The organism is Sinorhizobium fredii USDA 257 (assembly GCF_000265205.3).
GTDB lineage: Bacteria > Pseudomonadota > Alphaproteobacteria > Rhizobiales > Rhizobiaceae > Sinorhizobium > Sinorhizobium fredii_B.
On the sequence record NC_018000.1, the window covers coordinates 2,995,699 to 3,019,878 of the forward strand.

A 24,180-nucleotide genomic window follows, 5' to 3' on the forward strand; every position below is an offset into this window, starting at 1 on the left:
CCTCCATTCAGGCGAGCGCGAGCGCCATACCGCCGCGGTTTAGTGTCACGTTCGCCGTCACCGTCGATTCCGGTCTGATCTGGGCGGTTCTTCGCCAGGTGCGACCGCCAGGTTCCCGGAACAGAGCGACGAGACCGAGGAAAGTGGCTTCGGGTGGAAACGCGACTGTCTTTGAGGCGCTCTTGCCTGGAGCGATGGTGATTTGATCAGACCCCACGAGGTCCGCGCCGAGTGTGGCGGCAGGATCTTGAAGTGCGAAACTGTCCGCAGCGTTGAACTTTCCGACATCCTTGAGCCTGAGGATGAGCAGGGTCACCGGACGCTCCCCGCCGTCAGCAGCCAGGTTCATCCCCGCTTGCCCCACCGCCGCGACGGTCACGGTTGAGGATTTGGGCGGACCACTCATGCAGCCCGATATCAGGCCTGTGGCGCCGATCACCATGAGAAAGTCGCGTCGATGCAGCATCAGTCGTTCTCCCTCTCTTCATAACCGTCCCGAAAGTCGCTCCCGATCTCACCCAGGAAGCGCGTCGTCGCACTCTTGGCAATTTCGCGATAGCGGTTCTCATATAGCTCCCAGAGTTTCGCCCGCCGGCCACCGGCCAGCAGGGCGTCCCACGCTGAAAGGGATTTCAGTTCGCCTTCCAGAGCCGCTGGGTCGAAGCGCTCGATCATTCTCGCAAGCGCCGCCTGCACGCCGCGCCACGTTCTTACATGGTGGTGGGCGAGATCGCGGATGGAGCTGCTGATCGCTGCCTGCGGAGGAAGAAAGCCGACGCTGCGTTGAGCCAGGAACGTCGCAATTACATCGTCCGCTGTAGGCAGGAATTTGAGGGGGTTAACATCGGACGCTCCAACCACCGTCTGAACGATCCTGGCCTCGCCCTTTTCTTCGGCACGCTTGCGCAGGAGATGCATCATTCCTTCAAGCATCATGCGGTATTCCCGGCCGAAATTCTCCATCTGTGCGACCGGGTCGGATGTCGGAAACTCGCCGGCGCTCAGCCCCAATCCGCGAAGGAAGGCTTCACGAAGCTCCGTTTCAGAGGGAGCCGCTATCGTCGGCGCCGGTTTCGCATGCTGCTCCGGGGCGCGGGGTGGCGCCGCCTGTGTTTCAAAGGCGGGAGACTGCGATGGTGCACTCGGCCACGAAAAATCAAAGGACTGCTTATGCTGGCTCGATTCCGGTAGAGGATCAAGACTGAACGGATCGTCAAACATCGGTGGTTGTCTTGCCGCCTCACCTTCGTCAGGGGTTTCAGCCGGTTGTTCGAACGGGTTCGGTAGTCCGGCCGGTCGCTGGGGAGCCGGCGGCGGCTCGCTGCGCTCAGAGAAGAACTTGTCCTGCTCGAAACCGATGGGCGGAGAAGCCGTCTGTTCTGAAAGCCGCTCGCTGGGGGTGGCTTGGAAGTCGACGCGGATGACATAACCGCCGAGTTGCAGGCGTGAGCCATCATGCAGCGGGGCGGAATTCCCGGGCCCGAGCGGTGTTCGCGACCCGTCTATGAAAAGGCCGCCGCTTGAGGTGTCCGTCACGAGATATTGACCGCGAACGCACGCGATCGTGCAATGAGCCCGCGAGACATACATGTCGGGATCGTCGATACGCCAATCGGCCTCAGCGCTGCGACCGATGACAAGTTCGCCCTCGACCAGTCGCATCTGGCGAACAGCTTGCACCCGGGGTGACTGCTCGAGAGTAAGGGTCAGCATGTCGCAGCCTCCAGCATTTCGGGCCGCCAGCCATTGACCGTGCGCATGCACAGGTCTTCTGCGTCACCTCGATCTTTGGGTGGAGCGACCCACGCCGTGTGTCCAATCCTCGCTTCCCCCAGTCGTGCCGGAGGAATTTCGTCTCGCTTGAGCACGAGCCTGACATCGACGTCGAGTCCGAATCCAACCAAGTCGGCGATCGCCCTTTTCAAGGTTTCGCGCCGTTCGCTGCCGGGGAGGAAAGCCAGGTAGTCTTGAAGCGTCAAGGGCCCCAAGGTGAGCTCGATTCTTTGCTGCCGCTGGAATGAGCGAGGCCCGATTGTGGCGCTTTGGGCAAGTCGAACATGGGCGTTCCCAAGGCGGGATTGGAGCCCTGTTGGTATCGCGATCCAGGTGCCGACAAACTCCCTAAGCCGAACCGGGACCTTTATGAGGTCGGCAAGAAATCGAGTGAGCCTTTCGGGCCCTTCTACTTGATTAGCAAGCGCAGGCGCGTGACATAGCTTGGCGGTATCGATCGCTGAGGGCTCATGGCGTTCTGGTCCACTGAGGCCGAGCCCGGCCAGTGCCGCCGATAACGCGCGAATGCGCCCGCCGCCCGGACGCCCGACCTGCACTGATGGATGAGCGTCCGCCCATGCCCGATAAAAGAGTGCAATCATTCGATGCTGAAGAACATTCACGAAGTCGACGAATGTCGTATCGCTGATCTCCCGCATGTCGGCCGTGGCGAACCAGCGCTGCGAAAGGCGATCCAGTACCCAACGTGTCAGATAGAGGGGCATCGGACCTTCCGGCCCGAGCAATCCGATATTTGTCACCGTAACCCGGGCTGCCGCCTTGTCGGTTGCCATCTCAACTTCGGTGATGTCCTGCACTGCAAAACCGAGCCGCACATGTTGTCCAAGCCTTGCCGGCTCCCGATCTGGTCGGCCCGACTGGCCAAAAAGCTTCCCGTCTTCTTCCAGGCGCCGCAGGAGCTCAAAGAAGTCGAACTCAGTCGGGAGTGGCCTGGCGTCCTTACTCAGATCAGGCTGCGATTGCCCGGCGTCATTGGCCATGGCACATCCTCCTGCTTCTGTATCACACGCGCGCGCGTTCGCACGAACGCATTGATTGACGCATAGCGGGCAAAAAGCTTCGAAAGCAGGCCGGAGAGTAGCAATGCGCTATGCCCGGCAAGCACTGACTGGTCGATATGAAGCGTAACCTCGGTGCCACGCGCAAAGCACATCGGCCCAGGAATGGGGAGGCGCTCGATCACAGACCGAGACTCAATTCTGGCAATCGCGCGTAAGTGCCGGCTGAGGCTTGGATCGCCGCGTTGGGCGTAAAGATCAAGCAGGGCGTGAAGCGGGTCCACCCCGCGGCCTTCTTCTGCCAGGCTGAGAAAATTGAGCGAGAGCTGCGCCACAAACCGCCAGGCAAGTTCATCGGCTCGCGTGGCATCCACAGCGCCAGCCGGGAGCGTGGCCGGAATTGAGGGCACCGGCGGCCGCACCGCTCCGAGAAGCCGAATAGTCTCGACCGGATCGCCGCTCTCGAGGGAGAGCGACGGTGTGTCGTCCAAGATCGGCAGGTCACGATTGGTGCAAAGCGCCGTCACCTCGAGCCGTTTCAGGGGCCGTGCCGCCTTCGAGTGGGCTGGACGCGAAAGCGTGACGAAGACATCGTCACCAACGTAGGACGTTCGCGTTTGTCCCTGGCGCAGCTCGTCCTCGTTCGGTCGCCGCGGGCGGCGTTCGGTAAAATATACCCAGCCATTTCCACGATTTTGGCCCAAGCTGAAGAGCGCCGGTATCTCGGCGTCCGGGCCCCCGGCGTCAGCGTCTTCGACACGGATTGCGCGATGGATTTCGAAATCGCCTGGGCGGGTCCGGTCGGCATGGAGCACCTGCCGTGTGCGCCTCTGGTCGAGTTCGATGACATTGCAGCTGCGTTCGAACAAATTGATGATCGGCGTTGCGAAAAGTTCGAAATCAGTTGCTGCGATATTGGCGAGCTCGGGGACGGGACGTCGCAAGAGAAACACCAGTTCGAGCCCAGCCCCACAGCGACGAACCACTGCCTGCAGTCCTTTGATACGTACGTAGTGGAATCTCTCTGGCGCGACAAAGTATTCGCGCAAAAGCCTATAGCCTTCAAAAGTTTCGCGCGTGCGCGGTAGCAGCGCCTCGTCATCCGAGATTCCGACCATCTCCGGCTCGGCCAGTGCGCTCAGCGGATTATCGCGGCCTTCCGGGCGAGCGCCGGTGGCGGAACAGACGCCAAAAAGCGTATCGAAGAGCAAGGGCGCCTTGCTTTTTTCAGCGAAATAAAGATCAAGGCGATCGAGCGACAAATCGCTGAGCCTGCCTTTGCCGGTTCGACCGAAGACGATGCTCAATGCAGCGGCGCCGGATTGTCCGCCGATCGGAGCTATTCCCGCTGCTGCAAGTGCGCTTCGATCCTGGATGTAGGTGACCGAGGCGATCGCAAGCGGCCAGAGCATCACATCCTGTGCCGTGGTATAGATGCATCGCGTCGAAATTCCAGGGCGGGCGCTCGAAACGAGCCGCGTCCCCCGCCTAACGAGGTGCCCCGCAGCCATTGTTTGAACCTGCTGGCCGGGCTTCAGCAATGCCATGCCGGTTGCCGGCGCCGGGCAAACAAGATCGGGATAGAAATTCTCGAGCACGCTTCGGGCAAAACGCGCGCTCTCCGCATCCACTTTTTGGCGGGTGCGCGCGGCGAGATAGGCGACGCCGTCGAGCAGGCGTTCGACATAAGGATCGGGACAGGGGACCGTGTCCAGGGAAAGGTTGCGGGCGATCGAAGGATGCATGTCCGCAAACTCGGCGGCGAGAGCGCGGATATGTGTGAGTTCTTCCTCGTAATATTCCAGGAAGACTCGGTCCATGTCAGGTGTCCTTGAGCTCGGTGCGTGCCGAACCGTTCTCGAGATCGAGAAAAGTTCGAAGCCGTAGCCGCTCGGGTGCCGGCGAGGTGAGCAGCAGGGCGTCGATGTCGATCCTCAGACCAGTGGCTCTGTCGCCGAGACTGACGGTCACTTTCGTCGCGCTTTCCTTTAGCCGAGGTTCAAATGCCGCGAGCACGCTTCTGATTTCCTTCGCCAGTTCATCACGGTCGAAATCGCGAGATGATCGGCCGGAGAAGGGCGGCACGCCGTAATTGACCACGCTGCGACGAACCTCCGGAAAATCCTCAAGCGAGGGAGGGTTGTCGCGAATCTGATCCGCCTCGAAGTCCGTCAAGAGTGGCGAGGATTCGAAGCGTTGCGCATTAAACAGCGCCTCGATGTCTCGCCGAACTGCTTCACGCAACACATCGGTCGAGACGACGACGCCGCGGCTTTCCAGTTCTGCCCGACGCCGCTCCAACGAGACCAGACGGTGCAAACTCTTCTTTTGCTCGGCGCTGGTATCTGTAGCGGCGTCGATTTGGCGAATGCCACCGGCAACCAGCGCATCGAGACGTTCGCCGTCTATATCGTTCTGTAAAGCCTGCCGAAGTTGCTTGATTTCCGAGCTTAGCCCCGGCAGGTCATTGACCAGGCGATCCCACAAGGATGGCTGGATCGCTTCGCGAGTCGCCCGCAGGTGCCCCCCGGGCGGTCTCGCTTCCCTTCCCAACCGTTTTTGCCAGGTTTCACTTGCCGACATAGACATCCATCTCGACCTCGTCCTTATCGTCGTACTTGAAATTGATGTTCTTGTAAGCGAATCCGACGCGCTCTTCGATGAGGTCTGGCTCGTCCTCACTTGGCTTCATTACGTAGCTGGTTACCGATGCATCCTTTAAGGTTACGACCAGATAATCGCTTGTCTCGCCTTCGATCGTTCTTCGTGCCGAAAACGTGACTTCGTCCAGGAGCGTGTTGTCGAAGAGAGCCTTTTTCAGGTAGGGCGAAGACTTGTCGTAGTTTTTAATGAAATTGACCATGCCCAAGCTGACGCGGCCCCTCCTCGATAATGAATTGGGATCGAAGGGAGCTTGCATTTCAAACTCTACTCCGTGCACTTCGATCTCTTCTTCGTGGCCATCGCGGATGCTTGGCCCCGGAATGTCGGGGACCTTTAGAAATCCATCAATTTTCATGAATAACCTCCATCGGCTCTCTGGTTTTTTCACGACTTCATAGACGGCAGCTCCGAAACGAGCCGGAGCGAAGCATTGATGCCTTCCAACTGGTAATGTGGTCGCAGGTAGAACCGGGCATTGTACCAGCCCGGCCGGCCCTCTACGCTGTCAACCTGAACTTCGGCGGCCGCCAGAGGCCGCTTTGCGCGGGCCTTTTCATCGGCGAAGGCAGGATTGGCCAGAACGTAGCGATTGATCCACTCCGTCAGCCAGATCTGCATGTCTGCGCGTTCCTTGAATGAGCCGATCTTGTCCCTGGCGATCGCCTTCAAATAGTGGGCGAAACGGGAAACCGGGAACAGATAGGGCAGGTTCGCGCTCAACCTCTCATTGGCCTGAGCGTCCGGATCGACCAGCCGGCCCGCTCGCGTCTCATCGTCCTGCAGCGAATGGGCACCGATGAAGGCGGCAATATCGGTGTTCTTGCGATGAAGGATCGGCATCAGCCCGAGCTTGGCGAGCTCAGCCTCGCGCCGGTCATCGATCGCGACCTCGGTGGGGCACTTCATCGCTACCGTGCCGTCATCGGTCGGAAAGGTGTGGACCGGGAGATTGATGACTGCGCCGCCGTTCTCGACACCTCGAATTTGGGTGCCCCAGCCGAAGAGCTTATGACTGCGGTTTATGTTCACTCCCATCGGGAAGGCCGCATTCATCCAGACATATCGGTGATGGTCGCCGTGGACTTCTTCCTCGAAGGCGAAACCCTTCACAGGGACCGTTTCTGCGCCATAGGGCAGTCTCGCCAGCACTCGGGGCATGGTTAGCCCAATATACCGCGAGTCCTCACTCTCGCGCAGTGACTGCCATGACGCATAGGCTGTTGACGACACGATCTGTTGCAGGTCTTGCGGGTTCGGCAGTTCCTGCCAGCTCTCCATGCGAAACAGACGTGGGGAAGCGGCTGCAATGAAGGGAGTATGTGCCGACGCGCAGATGCCGGACATGTTGCGAAGGAGAGCGACATCCTTCGGGTGATTTGAGAACTCGTAGGCGCCTATCAGGCATCCATACGGGTTTCCACCGAGCATCGAGTATTCGTCGGTATAGACTTTCTTGAAGATGGGACTCTGATCCCACATCTGGCCTTCGTAATCCTCGAGAGTATCGGCCAGGTCCTCCTTCGAAATATTCATGACGCGGATCTTCAGTTTTTGATCCGTCTCGGTATTGTTGACGAGGTACCACAGCCCGCGCCACGTTCCTTCCATCTGGAGCACTTCCGGCGCATGAAGGATATGGTTGACCTGCTCGGTCAGAAGCTTGTCGATGCCGGAGATCAAGGACTTGATCGACTTGATCGCGTTCGATGAGATGACAGTGGATTCCGAGCGTGATCGCGCGGCAAGCGCCAGATTTTGCACCAGGACTTGAAGCTTCTCGCTATCATCCTTCTTGACCTTGAAGTCCTTTTCCAGAAGCTCGCTGAATTCCCCCAGATCGACTCCCTCCGCTTGCGCGACACCAGCAGCGGTGGCTTTTTCCTGTTCGGCCATGGCTCAGACCTCCGATTTGCTGCTATCGTCGATCGCCTGGTCTGCGATCTTTGCAATGAGGGGCTCATTGTTCAAAAGCTGCGCGATGCGTTTTTCGGCGTCGATGCGACCATCCATGAAACCTAGCAGTTCCTCAAGCTGGCGGCGCATCCTCAAAAGCTCGGCAAGCTGCGGGACTTGTTCGGCAACACGATCCGGCGTGAAGTCGGCGATGCTCGTAAAGGTAAGGTCTACCGCAAGCTCTTCATCGCGTTCTTCGCCCGGAGGCTGGGGCAGAGTGTTCTTCACCCGAGCTTTGACGCGGGGGCTGAGCGCTTCCATGAAACGGCCGAACCTGTTTGCGTCGGTCTCGACAAACGTGCGGTCCCGTACGGACTTGCGCGCCTCTGGTGTCTCGGAGGCGCCGGCCAGATCAGCCATCACGCCCATCACAAACGGCAATTCGATCGTCGTCGGGCTGCCGTATGTTTCCACTTCATAGGCGATCTGGACGCGAGGCGCCCGGTTTCGTTCAATTACCTTCGCCTTAGTTTCGCTCATAGGTCACCTTTCGTCCCGAGATTTCTTGTTTTCTGGCATGCCGGCCAAAAGCCGGAACTCCTTTAGACCGGAGGGCGCCAGATCCTCCATGAGTTCCAGAAAATTCATCGGCACCATGCGTTTGATTCTGCGCGCCAGATGAGGGATGGGGCTTGACGGCTCCGTGCGGTCGTAGAAATCAATGACGAGGTCGATGCACCTTGTGACATCCTCGCGCGAGGCAAGCCGCGACGGAAAGACTGCCGCAGTTGCGATGTGGCTCGAATCCGCGCCGGAGATCGCTTGTGGAGTTACCTTCTCGCGAACGACGCCTTCCTCGCTTGCGATCTCCGGCCGGGAGCCGGGTTGCGCTCGCTCGAGCGTCGAAATCACGCGCTGAAGGAACCGTCCCAAATCCGACAGTGTGAAGCGCACATCACCGCCCATCTGCCGGTTGAGCGATGCTTCGAGCTCCGCCAGTGCAGTGGCCGCACTACGAGCATGGGCGACAAGCTCGGCCGCTTCGCTCGAGGATTGTTCCGCAAATGCCGCGCAGCCTATTCTCATGCGATCCAATAAGCGGTCATGCTCGCTTACGAGTGACGACTTCTCGGCCTGGCTCAGCCCAGGTGCAGCCTCGCTAAGAGCGGTTCGGGTGTCGATCGATCCGCGCTCCAAATCCCGGCCGGTGAAGGGGCCAACACCATGGGGCGCAAAAAAGGTCATCCTCCGAAGGTCGCCCAATAACCCATCCTTGTCGTTTTGCAGCTGGAGAAGTGCGTTGGTCCGGCGCAGGGCCGCATCCCGAGGCGGGGAATCCCGCCGAAGTTCTGGATGCATCGTCTCCCAATGCAGGTCGAAAGTCCGAGCGATCAGGTTAAGTCCCGAGGCCAATCCGGCAAAACTCTGTTCATTTGCAAGGGCTCGAGTCACGATCACCAGGAGCCGCAAATCCCGCCCGTGCTGACGCAACTCCTCAGATTTATGAAGAACGTTTGTCCAGTCGACAGGTACTTCGGCCCTTTCTACGGGATTGTTGCGTTCGTCTCGGCTGATCTCGATTTGAGGTTGCATAAGGCGTTCCAGTTCGTGGAATCGCCCATCATTCCGCAAGCTTTCGCCAGAGGGGTTATTGCCATTCAGTGGACTTAGCCAGAGAGCGGAGTCGAACAACAGATCCCCCCATTTACCAACTAATGTTGCCCTCTCAATGTAGTTTTACCACAGTTTTTCAAGCTGTTCTATTTCCACGTCACGCCGTTCGCGATTCAATTTTTAGTTCCGGGTATCGATCAGTCGGGTGGTCATAGAGAGGACCGAGACATTTCCCGCGGCTATCACCGCACGCAAATCTTCGGCAAAAGACTTGGTGGACTCGGTTGTGGGGCGAAGCTCTGGAAAAAAGTGGTTGGTTGGTCTGCATGACGATGATCAGACTTCTGCCGAATGTGCTGTCAACGGCGAAGGAGAGCTTCGCCGGATCGACTGCACCCTCTGCCGTCGGATAGGCAACCCGGATGGTTCGCATTCCCTCAGACACGGTCCCGAGGTCGGAAAGCGCATGATCCGGTCTTTTGATGTTCGGAAGAACGTTGAAGAGATTACCGGTGACGTCGGCGATTGCGACCCACAGGTATCCCTCGTCAAGTGTGGCCGGCGCCAGCACGTCGATAACCGGGTTGTCGCCTACGGAATAGATGCCGGACATGTTCGGTTCGGACTTGTCGCCGTATCCGAGAACGATTGTCATCGGACCCTGCCTTGCATCCGGCAGCAACTCCTGAACAACGCACAGCTGGCTGTTGAGCACTGTGGTGTCGACGCGCAGTTCGCGATCCCCGAGATGCGGCGCAAGCGCCTGCTGAACGGCCTGGATGTCCTTGCTGGAGGCGACGTTTCCTCGGATCGAGACTACCGCTCCAAGGGGATAGGTACCCGCCTGCGGCGGTGGAATGAGAAGCGGCCCGCAGGTCTCCAACGGGACCAGGAGGGATTTCAGGTGATCCGGCGACAGATCCCGCGGGCCGGCGGCCACACGTACGACAGGTTCATAGCCGGCCTCTTTGGCCGCCGCAGCAAATCGGCTCACGGCGGCTTCGCGCCCCTTGTTATCGGCCGCAAGTCCGGTAAGGCGAACCGTCCGATCGGCAACTTCCAGCTTCCACTCCTCTAACGGGGCGGCGAGCGCAAAAAAGGCGGCCATGTCCTCAGCCCAGCGTTCGGACGGTGCGCCGTCAGCAAGAGTGAGGGTGCCCCCGGGGGAAGGTACCCCGACCGCTTGGGCAAAGTTCGTGACGATTGCCTCTTGCTGGCCGGCATTGGGAGCAAAACCGGTAAGCGTGGCTCGTCCGTGTCCGTCCACCCCGGCAACAAGCTTGTAAGGGGTAGCGATCGGCACCGTTGTCGTCGACAAGTCCTCAAACGCCCCGAAAAGCCAAAGCCCTGCGATTGCTGCCAGCGTTGCGATGGGCAGGATGGCAAGCCATGGTCGCCAACTGGCCTTCTCGAAGCGCCCGCTCTGCTGCGCACCGCCGAGACCGGGCTGCAGCAATCGCGTAATTTCCTTGACGACGGCGGCGGCGCTTGGCGGCCGATGGGCAGGATCGGGCTGGGTGAGATCGTCAATCAAGGTCTTCAGCGGTTCCGGAACGCCAGACGTGTCAAGCCGGCGTTCCTTATGACGCACAATCTCGCCCGGGCTCCTTCCGACGTCTGGAACCCTCCCGCGAAACGTTGCGAGTAGCGATGCTCCCAGGGCATAAAGATCAGAGCGCGGTTCGGCTTGCCCATGCATCTGCTCCGGCGCGGCATATTCGTACTTGCCCGCAAACTCGTTGCCGACGATGGTGCGTGCCCCTGGGGTGCTGTCCTTCGCGATGCCAAAGTCGATAATGACGGCTTCCTCCGGTCTGCCGTCACGCAGGATGATATTGTCCGGGGAAAGGTCGCGATGGACGATCTTTCGCTCGTGCGTAGCGACAAGGCCTTCGGCCACTCTGTGTGCCACCACCAGCAGATCTCGCGGGGAAGCCGCGCTGCGCTCGAGCCAGTCGCTGAGCGGGGTGCCTGCGACGTAATCCATCACCAGGTATACGTGCCCGTCGCCCGTCTGACTGCAGTCGGTGTAGCGAACGACAGCGTCATGCGAGATGCTGCGAACCTCTTCCTCTCGCTTCATGAGCTCGAGGTAACTGGCATTTGCCGACAACTCTTGGTTCAGTGCCTTGATCGCCACCACACGGCCGGTGATGCGGTTGCTTGCTCTGTAGACCTCGCCCGTTCCGCCGCGGCCAAGGAGGCCCTCTATCTCGTAGGTGTTGTTGAGCACCTGGCCCTTGCGAAAGATGTCCCCGGGCAGTGGATCGAGCATATGGAATCTCCAAACGCACCCTATGGAAACCACGCTACCACAATATTCATTAAGAACGTGCTGGCTGATTATTTGTCAAGAATACTATAATGTGGCACGCTGTGACTAGTGATCCAAGACTAGCTGCGCCCCTTCAAAAGCACTGGCAGGAGCCCGACCGACATGCAGCCGAACATGTCTTCTCCAAGCTTCAAGCGCAAGGAACTGGTCGGCAAGCTCAACCCCGTTTGCCTGCGTGCGTTCAAGGCGGCGGCGGACGCGGCCAAGCTTCGCGGCAATCCCTATGTTGAACTCGTTCACTGGATCGAACAACTGGCACTTGTCGACCGTGCCGATTTTCAGTTGATCCTGAGAGATGCCGGCGTGGATCTCGGCCGCCTCGCCGCCGACATGGCAAGGGCGATAGACAAACTACCCTATGGCGCGACCTCGATCGAGGAGTTTTCCGACCACATCTTTCACGCCATCCAGGAGGCGTGGAGCCTCGCCAGCCTGCAGTTCGGATCCGAAGAGGTGCGTGGAGCCTTTGTCCTCATAGCCTCAAGGAAGTTGCCCGTGCTGGACGGGCTTTTATCGAAGATCAGCGTTGAATTCGATCGGATCGATGCAGACTCCGTCATCGCCCGGTTTGACGACGTCCTTGCTGGATCACTTGAAAGTACCCGCAGGGAAGAGACTCCCGAACCATCCCGGAAAAGACGCCCCTCAGGGGCTGAGTCCGCATTGGCGAAATATGCCGTGGACCTCACTCGACGTGCACGCGACGGAAAAATTGACCCGGTTCTGGGCCGCGACCCAGAGATACGGCAGATCATCGACATCCTCATGCGTCGCAGACAGAACAACCCGATCCTGACGGGCGAAGCCGGTGTGGGTAAAACCGCGGTCGTCGAAGGCTTTGCTCTGCGCCTTGCCGCAGACGATGTGCCGCCGCCGCTCAAAGAGGTGTCGCTTCACATGCTCGACATCGGCTTGATGCAGGCGGGGGCGAGCGTCAAAGGTGAGTTCGAAAGGCGGCTGAAGACAATTATCGATGAAGTTCAGGCATCGGAAACACCCATTATTCTTTTCATCGACGAAGCTCACACTCTGATCGGGGCAGGCGGTGCAGCGGGAACAGGAGACGCCGCAAATCTTCTTAAACCCGTATTGGCGCGCGGCGAGCTTCGCACGGTCGCTGCAACGACCTGGGCCGAATACAAGCAGTACATTGAGAAAGACCCCGCTTTGACGCGACGTTTCCAGGTGGTCAAGGTCGAAGAGCCCGATGAAGAGGGCGCCGTCTTGATGTTGCGCGGTGTGGCAGGCGTGTTGGAGAAGCACCATCAGGTGCAGATTCTCGACGAGGCGATCGAGACGGCCGTCAGCCTTTCGCATCGCTATATCCCGGCGCGCCAACTGCCCGACAAGGCGGTCAGCCTCCTCGATACCGCATGCGCGCGCGTGGCTGTATCGCAGCACGCCACGCCGGCGGAAGTCGAAGACCTTCTGCGACGCAAGCAGTCTCTTGAGATCGAAGAGGCGATCATCGGGCGCGAAGGCGCGATCGGCATCGAAATTGAGGACCGCCAGGCCAAGGTTGCAGCCGCTCTTGCCGAAACCGAATCCGCTTTGCTAGCCGCAAAGGCTCGCTGGGAAAAGGAGCAGGCCATGGTCTCTGAAATTCTCGATCTGCGGGCGAGGCTGCGCGGAAAGGGAGTCGAACTCGACCATGCGTTGGCCGACGGGGCGGCAGGCGATCAAGCGGCAGCAACCCCAATTGTGGATGAGCCCGCGTCGGGAGCCAGCGAAGGAGCGATCGCCGACCAGAATTCGGACCTTGTGCGGCTCAAGACGCTGATGGCGGAACTTGCCGATGCACAGGGTGAAACCCCGCTCATATTGCTTTCCGTGGACAGGAATGCCGTGGCCTCGGTGGTACAGGATTGGACAGGTATACCGGTTGGCAGGATGCTGACCAGCCAGACCGAAAAGGCGTTGCAGCTGGCAAACGTTCTGTCAGAGCGTGTCGTCGGTCAGGACATCGCGATGGAGTCGATCGCTCGGCGCGTACAGACCAGCCGAGCCGGATTAGGCTCTCCCGAAAAGCCCGTCGGTGTCTTTCTGCTGTGCGGCCCGTCCGGGGTCGGTAAGACGGAAACTGCACTGGCTCTCGCCGAGGCGCTCTATGGCGGCGAACAGAATCTGATCAGCATCAACATGTCCGAGTTTCAGGAGGCCCATACAGTCTCCACTCTCAAGGGTGCGCCTCCGGGCTATGTTGGCTATGGCAAGGGGGGCGTCCTGACCGAAGCCGTCAGACGACGACCCTATTGTGTTATTTTGCTCGATGAAGTCGAGAAGGCACATCCGGATGTGCACGAGATCTTTTTCCAGGTATTTGACAAAGGGATGATGGACGACAGCGAGGGTCGACGGATCGACTTCCGCAACACTCTCATACTGCTGACCTCGAACGTTGGTTCAGACGCCATCATGAAGCTTACCGATGGAGGCCGGATGCGGCCCCCACCTGAGGAGTTGGAAGCCGTACTGCGGCCGCAATTGCTGAAGGTATTTCCGCCGGCATTTCTCGGACGGGTTATTGTCATCCCCTATTATCCGCTCTCCGATGCGATGATCGAGGCAATAACACGACATCACTTCGGGAAAATCGCGCGCCGGTTACGCGCCAGCCATGATGCTGAGCTGGTCATCGAGGACGGAGTTCGGGAATTGGTCAAGGCGCGTTGTACCGAGGTCGAATCGGGAGGTCGCATGATCGACGCGATCCTGACCAACACGCTTCTACCGGCGTTGAGCAAAGGCGTTCTGAATTGGTCGCTCGAAGGCAAACGCCTGACCAAGGTCACGGTCGGCGCATCTGAGGAAGGCTTCACCTACTCGTTCGAATGACCGTCAGCCTTGCTGACGATGCGGCCGCCTTCTCAACTTACGGCCTGAAACTCCACGCGCCTGTTCTCGTCAGCCTTCGGGTCTTGCGGGTTGAGAAGAAACTGCTCGCCTACACCAACCGCCTCGAGACGTTCGAGAGCGATCTCGCACTCGTCCGCGAAGAACCGCGTTACTTCCTTCGCTCGCAGCGTCGACAGCTTGTGATTGTAGGCCGCACCTCCGACACCATCTGTGTGCCCTATGACCCGGACGAGTTTGATGTCCATCTCCTTCATGACTCTGCAAAGCTGACGCAACGTTGCTTTTTGGTCCGGGGCGATGGCAGCGGAGTCAAAGGCAAAATTGACGCGCACATTAATCTGATCAGTAGGCGGCAGCTTCCAATATGTCTGCGGATCGGCGGTCGTTGCAGCGGAAACGCCTGTGGTCGGCGACGCCCCCGTAGGCGCGGGTGTCGAGGGCTGAGCCACATCGCTGCTATCTGGAGCGGATTGGATGCCTTGGGTCGCAGGAGCAGGAGGGGAAGCCGGAGCGATTTTCGCTTCGCCAGGCGCGTCAATTGCCAACGGCGTGGCTTCTACCGTTGACCCGGGATTGGTAAGGACCAGACCGCGCGTGGCTCCGAGCTTCGAATCCCCTGCAGCCTTGAACAACTCTATTTGTCGCTGAAAGCGCTCTTTGAGCGTAGAATCGGTTAGTTCCTGTGCCTTCAAGTCACTTTGGGGGACGAAGAATAGAGCAAGAAACACCGTTAGAATCGCAGCCGGCAGGCGCATCATCTTGGGCTCCCTTTGGCGAAGAGGTTTCGCCTCCTGTGAAATTACTATAGGATAACTTGAGGGGCAACCTTTCAGGTAGCGGCTTCGCGATGGAGCGAATTAGAGGGTTCATCCGTTCATGAGCCAGGATTCGCGGGACAGTTCATCGACGCGCGTTCCTAACCGGCTGGGCAGGCCGGAGGGGGCGGGGCTGAGCCACACCGGTCATGTGCGCAAAAGCAATGAGGACGCGATTCTCACTGATCCCTCAGGCGCACTTTGGGCTGTCGCCGACGGAATGGGCGGCTACGGCCATGGCGACGTCGCTGCTGACATGGTTATCGAGCAGCTTGCTCTTCTACCGCACGCTCCGATTTCGTGCGCTCATCTCGTTGGAGCGCTCCAGGCGGCCAATTCCGCCATACGTCGATGGGCGGCCTCGGCAAATATAGAGCAGATGGGCGCAACAGCAGTGGCCGCGCTCGTTGATGGTCGCGCAGCGACAATCGCATGGGTGGGAGACAGCCGGGCTTATTGCCTGCGAGGAGGGGAGCTGTCGCAGCTTACACACGATCATTCGGTCGTGCAGGAACTTCTCGATAATGGCGACCTGACGCCGGGCGCAGTGTGGCAGCACCCGCAAGCCCACGTTGTCACGCGGGCAATCGGAGCAGCCGATCGGCTGGATGTCGGAACGACCGAGGTCGCGTTGGAGCCCGGGGATATCTTGATCCTTTGTTCCGACGGTTTGACCGACTGCGTTTCAGAGGCCGAGATCATCTCATGCATGAATGCGGAATCGGCCCCTGACGCTGCCTGTCGTCGACTGGTTACAGCCGCTCTCGATCACGGCGCGCCGGATAACGTCTCTGTGGTTGTAATTCGGATTGACGGAGCTGCAACGCCTTGAGGCCACTCAACCCGATTGCAGCTGTCGTCATTGGCATGAGCATCATTCTTGCGGCGGCGACCTTCGCGTTCGTTGCAGACCTGCTTCGAAACACGGAGCAGGATCCGAATGCGGCAAAGATCGACCGCCTTGCTCTACAGCTTGCTCAACAGGACGATGAGATTCAGGCCCTGCGCGCTGAACTCAACGCACTCAAGAGAAAACTTACAGAATTGGCGGAAGCGCCTCGCCCAGAACCGGTTTCGCCGAGCCAGGTCGTGCCGCCACTCGACAAACCTCCCAACGAGCCGGCATTCTCCATCGACCAATTCGGCGGTATGGCGCCGCCACAGGAGACCGAAAACCTGACGGAGCCAATGCAATTGGCAAAGAAGCGCTTCAACGACGGCGTCATCCGTCCCAGACCGGGGGTGCTCCGCGAAATCCTCGGCGAGCCGCGAAGTGCATATTCCACAAACTGCCAGCCGGTCACCAATGCGAGATTGGTGAGAACTCTTGAGACCCGCAATTTCGGAAACTTCCGCCTGACGATGATCAGGCCTGCGCTCGATTCCCTGGGCCAGATATTGGAGCGCCTGAAAAAAGAGGAGCCGGACATCTTTGCCGCGATCGGGACGGCTGGTGCGCTTTGCGCGCGTTATGTCCGCGGTTCTGCCAAGTCCGTATCGTCCCACGCATGGGGGGCAGCCGTCGACCTGACGCTCAAGAGGGACCTCGACAGGATGGGGGATGGCAGCACGCAGTTCGGACTCGTGGTGCTCGCGGAATTTTTCAACGATGCCGGCTGGTACTGGGGTGCGGGCTATGGTCGCGAAGATTCCATGCACTTCGAGGTCGGCGAGGCGCTGCTTCGAAAATGGGCCGCAGAGGGCAAGCTGTGAAAGACCATGCTCGACTTCCGGGTCACGATGGAATGCGAGCAGACGTTCTTCCTGCACTGGCGCAGCCACTGCTTGCCCTGGCAAAGCGGGCCGAAAGTGAGAATAGACCGGATCCAAATGAGTTGGCTGCGACTGCCCGCACGCTCGTGGCTGCATTCGAGACCGAAGCGCGCCGCATGAACATTCCGTCGGACTGGCTCCTCGATGCACGCAATGCGCTTATCGCATTGCTCGATGCGCGTGCGCACAATAACCCGGCGCTGCCAACACGGCGATGGGAGCGGGCGCTGGCGGCCGCGCTGCCAATTAGCTTGAGCATTGATCCGAAACGCCTCGCCGACCGGGCGGCCGAGGCAGCCAGAAGCGGGCCGGCGCGGCGTGATCTTGCCCGTTTTCTTGGGCACTGCAACGAGGCAGTTCAAGCTGCCCATTCGGTCGGTGAGAAGCATAAAACCCGAGCAGATCGCGGCCTGGTTTTCGTCGCGGTCGCATTCTTCTTCGCGGTCCTTGTGGCCTGGGTAGCGTGGGCCGAATGGCGTTTTCGCGAGCAGCTTCTGGCGCAATTGCCCGAAGTGAGACGAGTTATCGAAGCTGGCAACACTCAAACTCCGGCCGCGCGCGCGGCTCAGCTCGATTCCTTCGCCGCCGCAGTGCGCCTCGTAGAGCAGGATGCTGCTCGCTCGCCGCTCGGCCTCATTCATTATGTTGAGAGCGTCGACCCGGGTGCGGCTGCGCGTCGCCGCTATAGCGACGTGGCGGATGCGCTTATTGCAGAGCCTCTCGCCGAGGCCCTTGGTGTTGCCCTCGCAACGGAGGGGGAGCCGAGCGCGCTCTACGATTCACTGCGTGCCTGGTCGATACTGAAGGGCACATCTGGCTGGCAGCCCCATTTTCTGGCGGGCTGGGTCGCCGACCGGGCTGGGACCTTTCCCGAACTGGCGCATCTTGCCCAGCATGTTGCCGCTATGTCCAAGGCCCCGGTGGGTATTCCATCTCCGGATCCCGAAACGATTTCCCAAGCACGGCAGTTCGCTTCTGAGGGATTGGCGAGTGAGCGCGCCTTGCTCGAATTGACCCGGGCTGAGGAAACGGCAGCACTCCCTTCGTGGTCTCTTGGCGAGGCGGTCCCTGGCCTCGACGCGATTTTGATCAACAGGTCGGGTCTGCCGATCGAACGTGGCGTACCGGGCTTATTTACGGAGGCTGGATGGAACCATGCTCGGTCCGGCGGCGTGGAGCAGGCGATCCGGCGGGCAAGCTCGGAGGCCGCTACACTCCTGGCAGCTGACGGCACGGCAACAAACGACGCGGTAATGGATCTTCTTCAAAAGCGCACACTCGAGGCATGGTCGCAATACCTCGGTGATCTTCGCGTCCGGCCGTTTTCCGATCAACCTACCGCCGTGGTAATCAGCGGTGCGCTGAGCGCGAGCAACTCGCCGCTTTCGGCGCTAATTCGAGAGGTCTGGCGCCAGTCCGGCGGCACCGATCGCAACCGAAGCCATGCCAACCAGCTTCGCGTCGCAGCGGCGTTGGGTCCGGCTATACAGTTCGTGGAGCAAGGGCGGATGTCGGACATCTCCCATCTCTTTGTGTCGTTGAACGTAGCCCTCTCCGTTCTCGATGCAGATGCGGAGCTCGGAAAGAAATCCCTCATGGACGCTCGGGAGCGCGCCAACTCAATTGTAGCATTGCAGCAAGCCCCCCTTCTTGTCGTGCAGATCGTCGAGGATGTGATTGCACAGACGGCTGTACCGAAAGTGTCCGAAGCTGCTGCGGATCCTGTCCCACCTGAAGCTCCTGCGGATCCTGTCGCACCAGCCAGACCTCAGACACCATGGGGTTCTAAGATCGCGACCGCCTGTCAAGCCGCCGTGAGCGGTCGTTACCCCTTCTTTGATGGGCCCGATGCTGATATCGCCGAAGTGGCTCGAATCTTCGCCCCTGACGGCACAGTCGGGAGCTATTTTCGTGCGCAGCTGGCACAATTGATGGATACGTCGACAACGCCGTGGCGCTGGAAGCCGGAAGCGCGACTTTCTGGCTACACACCCGAAAGCGCAGCCTTTTTCCAAAAAGCCCTTGCCGTGGGCGACGCCTTCTTTCAACAGGGAGCGTCGCCCGACGTTCCGATCGCGCTTGAGGCGCTCGCTCAAAGAGGAGCAGCAACGATCTCGGTCGGCGGTGCTCATGTCCCGGTCGTCACCTCCGGAGAAACGGTCACCTTGAACTGGCCAGGACCCTCACCGGCGCGCGGTTTTGAAATATCCTTCGGTGGCGGCGCTGTTGTAGAGAAGAAGAGCACGCCCGGACCATGGGGACTTTTGCGGTTCCTGGACGGGGCACGCTTGCGGCCACGTGACAGTGGTAGGCGCTTCCTGATTGATGTGCGTGCGAAGGGCGCGCGCGTCTATCTTCAGATGTCATTCGCAAGATCCGCAAATCCGGTCGCGGCGCGTGCACTGCTACGAGGCCTGATTTGCCCGTCCTCGCTTTGAAGGAAGCACTGTTATTGTATCCGAAGGGTATCGAACCAAGCCGCTGACCGGCCTTTGCTCCCGTACGCGCTAAATTTAGCGAAGCGCCGTCGGCTGGACATCTATCCTAATTTCAGACCTATTTTCTTGCGAACTGGAGGCGCGGGTTTTTGTGCGGGCGCCGGCGTAGATTTCTTGCCCAATCCTGCAGCCCGGGCTAGCTTCGAGCGTTGTTGCGCGTAACTTGGAGCGGTCATCGGATAATCGGCGGGAAGCTTCCACTTCTCGCGGTATTTTTCGGGCGTGAGACCGTACTTGGCCATCAGGTGACGCTTCAGCGACTTGAACTGCTTCCCGTCCTCGAGGCAAACGATGAAATCCGCCGTCACTGACTTTCTGACGGGTACGGCAGGGCGTAATTCCTCGACTGTCGGATCGGCTCTGTCTGGCTGAGATGTGCCATGCAGCGAGGCGAAGGTCTCGCGGATGAGATGCGGCAGATCACCGGCCGAAACGATATTGCGGCTCAGATAAGCAGTGACGATCCAGCTGGTGAGCTCGAGGCTGCACTGCTCTTTGCCCTCACGCGAGTCGGTCAATGATTATTCTCCTGTAATTTTTTTGGGATCGGCGCAGAGTTGCCAACTAAATTTGCAGGTACTTTGGCCCGAAGCAAGGCGATCAAAGAGAAGAATTGTGTTTCCCGGGAGATTTCCGTTTGTTTATTTTCTCTCGCCGTCGTCGAGGCCGTAGTTGCGAGCGCCTCCCGAGCCGATCGTGTCCCATCAGGTGGTGTAGGTCCTGAGGTTTAGGCGGCCATCAGTGTTTTCCATTTAGGGTCGGGTTGTTCAAGACCAACCTGATGGAAAGATCACCGATGACCAATGACATGATGAACGTGCGCTTCTGTAATGGGTCTTCCCGAGTCAATCCCTTTTAAGCTCATCCCTCGCCGATCACTTGCTTCTGTCCGCAGTCGGCGTGGAAGTCGCTGCTTTATGGGGTCGGTGAGGACCGGTCGGCCGATGGCCGCGCGGCTCGTCAAAAATTTGCCAGCAAGAGCGGATTGTGGAATATGCCGCCGGCGGCACGGCAAAGGCCGCCGGCAACACTAATGGCAATCCACACGAGGGCCTGCGTGAAACTCATCGAACAGCATCTCCGAGTGACGGCGGCGCTCATCGTGCGGGAAATGTCGACGCGTTATGGCTCGAAGCCTGGCGGCTATCTCTGGGCAGTATTCGACCCCGTCGCCCATGTCGCGATGATGACGCTGATCTTCCAGGTCTTCGCCCGGATGCCGGCGCTTGGCCTGAGCTTCCCTCTGTTCTTCGCCAGCGGATATCTGCCCTTCACCTTCTACCAGCGCATGGCCTCCTTCATGGCCGGCACGATGAAGGCGAACAAGGCGCTGCTCTCCTATCCGGTCGTCTCGCCCTTCGACGCGATCGCCTCTCGCTTCGTCCTGCAACTGATGACCGACGCATTGGTGTCGGTTCTCATCCTCTTCCTGATCGTCGAACTCGGCGGCGTCAGCCAGCCGATGGACCTCGCCGGCATGGTGGAGGCCGCCGGTGCTGCCGCCGTGCTCGGCCTCGGCATCGGTACGATCAACATCGTGATGTTTGCCCGCTTTCCGCTCTACGAGCAGATCTTCGGCATCATCAACCGCCCGCTCTTCATGATTTCCGGCGTCTTCTTCCTGCCGGAAAGCCTGCCGAGCCCGTTCCGCGATTACCTTCTCTACAATCCGTTGGTGCACATCATTATTTGGTTTCGAAGCGCCATCTATCCCGAGTATCGCGCCGACGGGCTGGACAAGGGTTACGTGCTTGAATTCGCGCTCGTCTGCTTCGTCGCGGGGCTGGCGCTTCTGACGACGTCGATGCGGGAGATCCGAGAGGAACGGCTTTAGGCCTCAGGCCGCCATCTGCTCGGCACGCATTCTGGCAAGAACGTCGAGTGCCTGCTCGATCTCGATCGGTGTCTTGGTGAGCGGGTCGAGATACTTCGCATAAAGTATGTAGGCTGCGGCGAAGACCTCGTCGATCGAAAGCTTGCGGTCCCGGCGCGTGTTGGGCTGGCGATCGTCCGTCAAACCCCAGCCGGAATAAAAGGGACAGCCGACCGTCGTCACCTTGATGCCACGCAGCAAAGCCTCGAAGCCCGAAAGCGATGTAATGGTATAGACGTGATCGACGGTTTCCAAAGCGTCGGCGAGGCTGATGTCCTGCTTGAGGATCATCGCGATGTCGCGCACGTGCTCTGGATTGGATTTCGCCTCGGCGGTGCCTTTCAGCACTTCCGGGTGCGGCTTGTAGATCAGCTGCGCGTCCGGATTTTCCTGTCGGGCGAGCCGCACCAGATCGTTGTTCGTGATTTTGGTGGCGCAGCCAAAGGCAATCGACGCGTCGCGCTCGACCTGCCCGATGACGAGCACCCGCTTTCTCGTCTTCTCGCCATAGACGGAGGCGATGTCGAGCGAATGGCCGGAATTGTACTTGCTGAGACGGCTCGCGAGCAGTTGCTCCCGCGCCGTCCTCGCTCTTCGCACCAAAGAAGGATCGTTCTCGAAATCGTAGCTTCGCAGAATGTCTTCGAGATCGGTCGGGGCTTGCGCGTTGAAGTACATGTCCTGCGCATCGAAGGTGAGCGACAGCGGCGGCACCCTGAGCGCCCCGAGCGCCACCGAACGGAGGAAGCCATCCTCGACATATTGGAATGGTATGCCATGGAGGGCGCAGAACTCTTTAAGCTGAGGCGGTCCTTTGTATTGCCACGCCAGCACCTGCGTGCGGGGATCGCGGAGAAGCTGTCGCTTCCAGTAGAGGTCGAATTCCAGGGGCCATTGCTTGATGCGTACGAACCTCGGATCATGGTGCGGAAACCAGTCACAGATGAACGTTTTCCACTTGTTGAAGCCAAAGAGAAAGATCGGAGCGCTTCCCAAGCCCCCTGCGCGCCCGTTTCGACTGGTCCAACTCCAAGATAGTCTCATGGTCCTCATTCGTGTGTCAGCATCTATTGTTGCAATGTTCGCTCACGTCTTTGCGGTGCCGTAGGCCTCGCGTACAGGCCCTGAAAGCGTGATAACTTGGATCGCTGAGGACGCCGGAACCAATTATAGGCGGCCGGCGGGCGTGTCAAAGTAACAGTGGCTTTTTGTTTTGACACAAATTTGCTGCAACCGTTGTAGTAAGGCTAATGCCACCACCAATGGCTCAGCGCAAAGCTAAAATCGAAATAGCTGTGTTTGAAACGGGACGCATTATCCCTTTGCGCGGAGATTGGGCTAGTCGGCTCCAGCCTGATCGTGTATGTGGCCAGTGGGGGAGATGGGCGACTTAAACAGTTTGAAGAGCGGTTGAAAGTGGATACGATTACTGTCAGCGAGCAGCTATTTCTCTATCGTCTCGGTTCAGCGCAAATCCCTGCTGAGCATCTGAGACGGAAAAAAGCACCAATCTCGTTGGTTGTTGCATCTGGCATATTCAACTCATCCCACGCAGTTGGCGTAGCAAAGCATCTCGCGACGCATCGGGATGGTGATGTGTATGTCTTGAGCACGCAGTTGTTGGACGCAGACTTGGAAAGAATGGACGTCCAGATCTTGATGTCCCCAAGCATCGAAGCCACCGTATACGTACTTTTCAACGAAGACGGCAATCTACCTCTCCCGCCAAGAACAATATCATACCTGTTTCAAATAAACCTACGTAAAGTTTGCTCGATCGACCGTAGGTATGAGATCTCTGCTTACAGGCGACCGGAGGCGGGGAAACGGCAGGTACTCTTTGTCTCGGCGGGGTCAATATACCCGCTGAGCCTCGGTTCGCATCAGCGGATGTTTAACAGTATCCAAGGCCTCATTGATGCTGGATGCGACATAACGGTTCTCTATCAGCAGCAGCGTCGCGAGAGGGAAATAGGGGCGGTGGCGGCTTTAAGTCTAGTTGCCACCGAGACGCGCGCGTTTAAGCCGCAATGGGGAAAATTGAGAGGTAAGACTGCACGGCGGAGGACGGTGTACAATACACTCGCGAAGTGGCTGAAAGTTTCAAATCCGAATAAGCAGACATTCGCCGAGAAATGCCAGAAAAGATCCTCCTTTTGGCTATATAAGGAGTTAAAACAATTAGGAGAGACGGGCGCGTTTGACGCAGTCTGGGTCAATTATGCATGGATGATGGGCAAGGTCGATAATGGAATTCGACGGCTATTCCACACAGTAATTTGCGATACCCATGACGTACAGTTCTTCAGAAACGACGTGGCTCGTCCCCTTTTGGATAGAATTATACTAAACCAAAAATACGATAAGGTTATCGAGATCAATCAGCTCAAGAAGGCTGATATCGTCCTGGCAATTTCCGACCGTGATGCAACCTTGCTGAAGGATACTCTCCCGGAGAAACGAGTAATTACTCTGGTTCCTTCGTTTGATCAGCATCAAAAGCCCGTGAGACCTCGAGACATCTATAAGCCGTTGGTGTTTGGATTCATCGGCACTCGCATGGACGCCAATGTGAAGGCGCTAGAATACGTTATTCGACACTGGTGGCCAGAGCTTCATAAATATAGTCCCGAAAGCCGTCTTCTCGTTGCAGGCAGTGTTTGTGAAGAGCCGTCAGTGCAGGCGGCATCCTGGCTGTACGACGAAATTGAACTATTGGGTTTTGTCGATGATCTCAGTGAATATTATAGCAAAATCGACGCTTTGCTGTCGCCAGTCTTGGTGCGTGGCGGCTTGAATTTTAAGAATGTCGAAGCAGCGATGGCCGGGAAGCACGTGATTACGAACAGCGACGGAGCCGAGGCTCTTGCCCCCGTGCCTGTTAAAGCGTTGACGAGCGCGCAGGATGTGATCGGGTTTCTTACCGAAATAGAAATGAATCCTCAGTTGGACTTGTATCTACGCATGGAAGTTCAGCGTGCTGCTGCAAACCGCTTTTCGAACTCAGCTGAATTTGAATCGATCATCAGCGAAATAGCAAGCAAGCGCGAAAATAATCGGGCCTAAC

At 58.7% G+C, this 24,180-nt stretch carries 19 protein-coding genes; 6 read left to right on the forward strand and 13 right to left on the reverse strand.

Translation table 11 applies throughout. The features are described 5' to 3' along the window. Positions 1 to 7 precede the first annotated feature (7 nt). From tssJ to USDA257_RS13865, 10 genes are all read right to left on the reverse strand, one after another. Positions 8 to 466: a type VI secretion system lipoprotein TssJ gene (gene tssJ, locus USDA257_RS13820; protein ID WP_014763588.1), complete on the reverse strand. Its 459-nt coding sequence runs from the start codon at positions 464 to 466 to the stop codon at positions 8 to 10. Further along, positions 466 to 1,713 carry a type VI secretion system-associated FHA domain protein TagH gene (tagH, locus tag USDA257_RS13825; protein ID WP_014763589.1) on the reverse strand — a complete coding sequence of 416 codons (1,248 nt, stop codon included), beginning with the start codon at positions 1,711 to 1,713 and terminating at the stop codon, positions 466 to 468. Before tagH ends, tssJ begins: the two co-directional genes overlap by 1 nt. Further along, the gene (tssG, locus tag USDA257_RS13830) at positions 1,707 to 2,774 is read right to left on the reverse strand and encodes a type VI secretion system baseplate subunit TssG (protein WP_014763590.1); all 1,068 of its coding nucleotides are present in this window, start codon (positions 2,772 to 2,774) and stop codon (positions 1,707 to 1,709) included. The genes tagH and tssG overlap by 7 nt, the downstream gene beginning before the upstream one ends. Beyond that, positions 2,738 to 4,612: a type VI secretion system baseplate subunit TssF gene (gene tssF, locus USDA257_RS13835; protein ID WP_014763591.1), complete on the reverse strand. Its 1,875-nt coding sequence runs from the start codon at positions 4,610 to 4,612 to the stop codon at positions 2,738 to 2,740. Before tssF ends, tssG begins: the two co-directional genes overlap by 37 nt. Before the next feature lies 1 nt (position 4,613). Continuing rightward, positions 4,614 to 5,375: a type VI secretion system baseplate subunit TssE gene (tssE, locus tag USDA257_RS13840; RefSeq protein WP_041414209.1), complete on the reverse strand. Its 762-nt coding sequence runs from the start codon at positions 5,373 to 5,375 to the stop codon at positions 4,614 to 4,616. After that, a complete protein-coding gene (locus USDA257_RS13845) occupies positions 5,362 to 5,811 on the reverse strand; it encodes an Hcp family type VI secretion system effector (RefSeq protein ID WP_014763593.1) in 450 nt (149 codons plus the stop codon). The genes tssE and USDA257_RS13845 overlap by 14 nt, the downstream gene beginning before the upstream one ends. Positions 5,812 to 5,840: 29 nt before the next feature. Further along, positions 5,841 to 7,349 carry a type VI secretion system contractile sheath large subunit gene (gene tssC / locus USDA257_RS13850; RefSeq protein WP_014763594.1) on the reverse strand — a complete coding sequence of 503 codons (1,509 nt, stop codon included), beginning with the start codon at positions 7,347 to 7,349 and terminating at the stop codon, positions 5,841 to 5,843. A 3-nt stretch (positions 7,350 to 7,352) separates the two neighbouring features. Then, positions 7,353 to 7,889 carry a type VI secretion system contractile sheath small subunit gene (tssB, locus tag USDA257_RS13855; RefSeq protein WP_014763595.1) on the reverse strand — a complete coding sequence of 179 codons (537 nt, stop codon included), beginning with the start codon at positions 7,887 to 7,889 and terminating at the stop codon, positions 7,353 to 7,355. A 3-nt stretch (positions 7,890 to 7,892) separates the two neighbouring features. Next, a complete protein-coding gene (locus tag USDA257_RS13860; RefSeq protein ID WP_014763596.1) occupies positions 7,893 to 9,041 on the reverse strand; it encodes a type VI secretion system protein TssA in 1,149 nt (382 codons plus the stop codon). A gap of 79 nt (positions 9,042 to 9,120) precedes the next feature. After that, a complete protein-coding gene (locus USDA257_RS13865) occupies positions 9,121 to 11,238 on the reverse strand; it encodes a serine/threonine protein kinase (protein WP_014763597.1) in 2,118 nt (705 codons plus the stop codon). A 162-nt stretch (positions 11,239 to 11,400) separates the two neighbouring features. Here USDA257_RS13865 and tssH point away from each other — a divergent pair, with 162 nt between their 5' ends. Then, positions 11,401 to 14,133 carry a type VI secretion system ATPase TssH gene (gene tssH, locus USDA257_RS13870; protein WP_014763598.1) on the forward strand — a complete coding sequence of 911 codons (2,733 nt, stop codon included), beginning with the start codon at positions 11,401 to 11,403 and terminating at the stop codon, positions 14,131 to 14,133. A gap of 32 nt (positions 14,134 to 14,165) precedes the next feature. On the opposite strand, the gene USDA257_RS13875 is transcribed toward tssH, so the two are convergent. After that, on the reverse strand, positions 14,166 to 14,912 hold the full coding sequence (locus tag USDA257_RS13875; RefSeq protein WP_014763599.1) for an OmpA family protein: 747 nt from the start codon (positions 14,910 to 14,912) through the stop codon (positions 14,166 to 14,168). 118 nt (positions 14,913 to 15,030) lie between these two features. Between USDA257_RS13875 and USDA257_RS13880 the strand changes: the two genes are divergently transcribed. Genes USDA257_RS13880 through USDA257_RS13890 form a run of 3 tightly spaced genes read left to right on the forward strand, consistent with a single transcriptional unit; the run spans position 15,031 to position 19,180 of the window. Then, positions 15,031 to 15,801 carry a PP2C family protein-serine/threonine phosphatase gene (locus USDA257_RS13880; protein WP_014763600.1) on the forward strand — a complete coding sequence of 257 codons (771 nt, stop codon included), beginning with the start codon at positions 15,031 to 15,033 and terminating at the stop codon, positions 15,799 to 15,801. Then, positions 15,798 to 16,682 (forward strand): M15 family metallopeptidase, encoded by an 885-nt coding sequence (locus USDA257_RS13885; protein WP_014763601.1) that lies wholly within the window; start codon positions 15,798 to 15,800, stop codon positions 16,680 to 16,682. The genes USDA257_RS13880 and USDA257_RS13885 overlap by 4 nt, the downstream gene beginning before the upstream one ends. Positions 16,683 to 16,714: 32 nt before the next feature. Next, positions 16,715 to 19,180, forward strand: coding sequence for an ImcF-related family protein (locus USDA257_RS13890; protein ID WP_014763602.1), 2,466 nt, complete (start codon positions 16,715 to 16,717; stop codon positions 19,178 to 19,180). Positions 19,181 to 19,281: 101 nt separating this feature from the next. Here the strand turns inward: USDA257_RS13890 and USDA257_RS13895 are convergent, their stop codons facing one another. Then, positions 19,282 to 19,758: a MucR family transcriptional regulator gene (locus USDA257_RS13895; RefSeq protein WP_014763603.1), complete on the reverse strand. Its 477-nt coding sequence runs from the start codon at positions 19,756 to 19,758 to the stop codon at positions 19,282 to 19,284. A 539-nt stretch (positions 19,759 to 20,297) separates the two neighbouring features. On the opposite strand from USDA257_RS13895, the gene USDA257_RS13900 reads away from it, so the two are divergent. After that, positions 20,298 to 21,074, forward strand: a complete 777-nt coding sequence (locus USDA257_RS13900) for an ABC transporter permease (RefSeq protein ID WP_014763604.1) — start codon at positions 20,298 to 20,300, stop codon at positions 21,072 to 21,074. A 3-nt stretch (positions 21,075 to 21,077) separates the two neighbouring features. On the opposite strand, the gene USDA257_RS13905 is transcribed toward USDA257_RS13900, so the two are convergent. Next, a complete protein-coding gene (locus tag USDA257_RS13905; protein ID WP_048657388.1) occupies positions 21,078 to 22,157 on the reverse strand; it encodes a capsular polysaccharide export protein, LipB/KpsS family in 1,080 nt (359 codons plus the stop codon). Positions 22,158 to 22,412: 255 nt separating this feature from the next. Between USDA257_RS13905 and USDA257_RS13910 the strand changes: the two genes are divergently transcribed. Then, entirely contained in the window at positions 22,413 to 24,179 is a 1,767-nt protein-coding gene (locus tag USDA257_RS13910; RefSeq protein ID WP_014763606.1) for a glycosyltransferase, read from the forward strand. Position 24,180: the final 1 nt, after the last annotated feature.

Bases quoted from the DNA above. Each gene is read 5' to 3' on its own strand.
- tssJ (WP_014763588.1), bottom strand. From the start codon at position 466: ATGCTGCATCGACGCGACTTTCTCATGGTGATCGGCGCCACAGGCCTG.
- tagH (WP_014763589.1), bottom strand. From the start codon at position 1,713: ATGCTGACCCTTACTCTCGAGCAGTCACCCCGGGTGCAAGCTGTTCGC.
- tssG (WP_014763590.1), bottom strand. From the start codon at position 2,774: ATGGCCAATGACGCCGGGCAATCGCAGCCTGATCTGAGTAAGGACGCC.
- tssF (WP_014763591.1), bottom strand. From the start codon at position 4,612: ATGGACCGAGTCTTCCTGGAATATTACGAGGAAGAACTCACACATATC.
- tssE (WP_041414209.1), bottom strand. From the start codon at position 5,375: ATGTCGGCAAGTGAAACCTGGCAAAAACGGTTGGGAAGGGAAGCGAGA.
- USDA257_RS13845 (WP_014763593.1), bottom strand. From the start codon at position 5,811: ATGAAAATTGATGGATTTCTAAAGGTCCCCGACATTCCGGGGCCAAGC.
- tssC (WP_014763594.1), bottom strand. From the start codon at position 7,349: ATGGCCGAACAGGAAAAAGCCACCGCTGCTGGTGTCGCGCAAGCGGAG.
- tssB (WP_014763595.1), bottom strand. From the start codon at position 7,889: ATGAGCGAAACTAAGGCGAAGGTAATTGAACGAAACCGGGCGCCTCGC.
- USDA257_RS13865 (WP_014763597.1), bottom strand. From the start codon at position 11,238: ATGCTCGATCCACTGCCCGGGGACATCTTTCGCAAGGGCCAGGTGCTC.
- tssH (WP_014763598.1), top strand. From the start codon at position 11,401: ATGCAGCCGAACATGTCTTCTCCAAGCTTCAAGCGCAAGGAACTGGTC.
- USDA257_RS13875 (WP_014763599.1), bottom strand. From the start codon at position 14,912: ATGATGCGCCTGCCGGCTGCGATTCTAACGGTGTTTCTTGCTCTATTC.
- USDA257_RS13880 (WP_014763600.1), top strand. From the start codon at position 15,031: ATGAGCCAGGATTCGCGGGACAGTTCATCGACGCGCGTTCCTAACCGG.
- USDA257_RS13890 (WP_014763602.1), top strand. From the start codon at position 16,715: ATGCGAGCAGACGTTCTTCCTGCACTGGCGCAGCCACTGCTTGCCCTG.
- USDA257_RS13905 (WP_048657388.1), bottom strand. From the start codon at position 22,157: ATGAGACTATCTTGGAGTTGGACCAGTCGAAACGGGCGCGCAGGGGGC.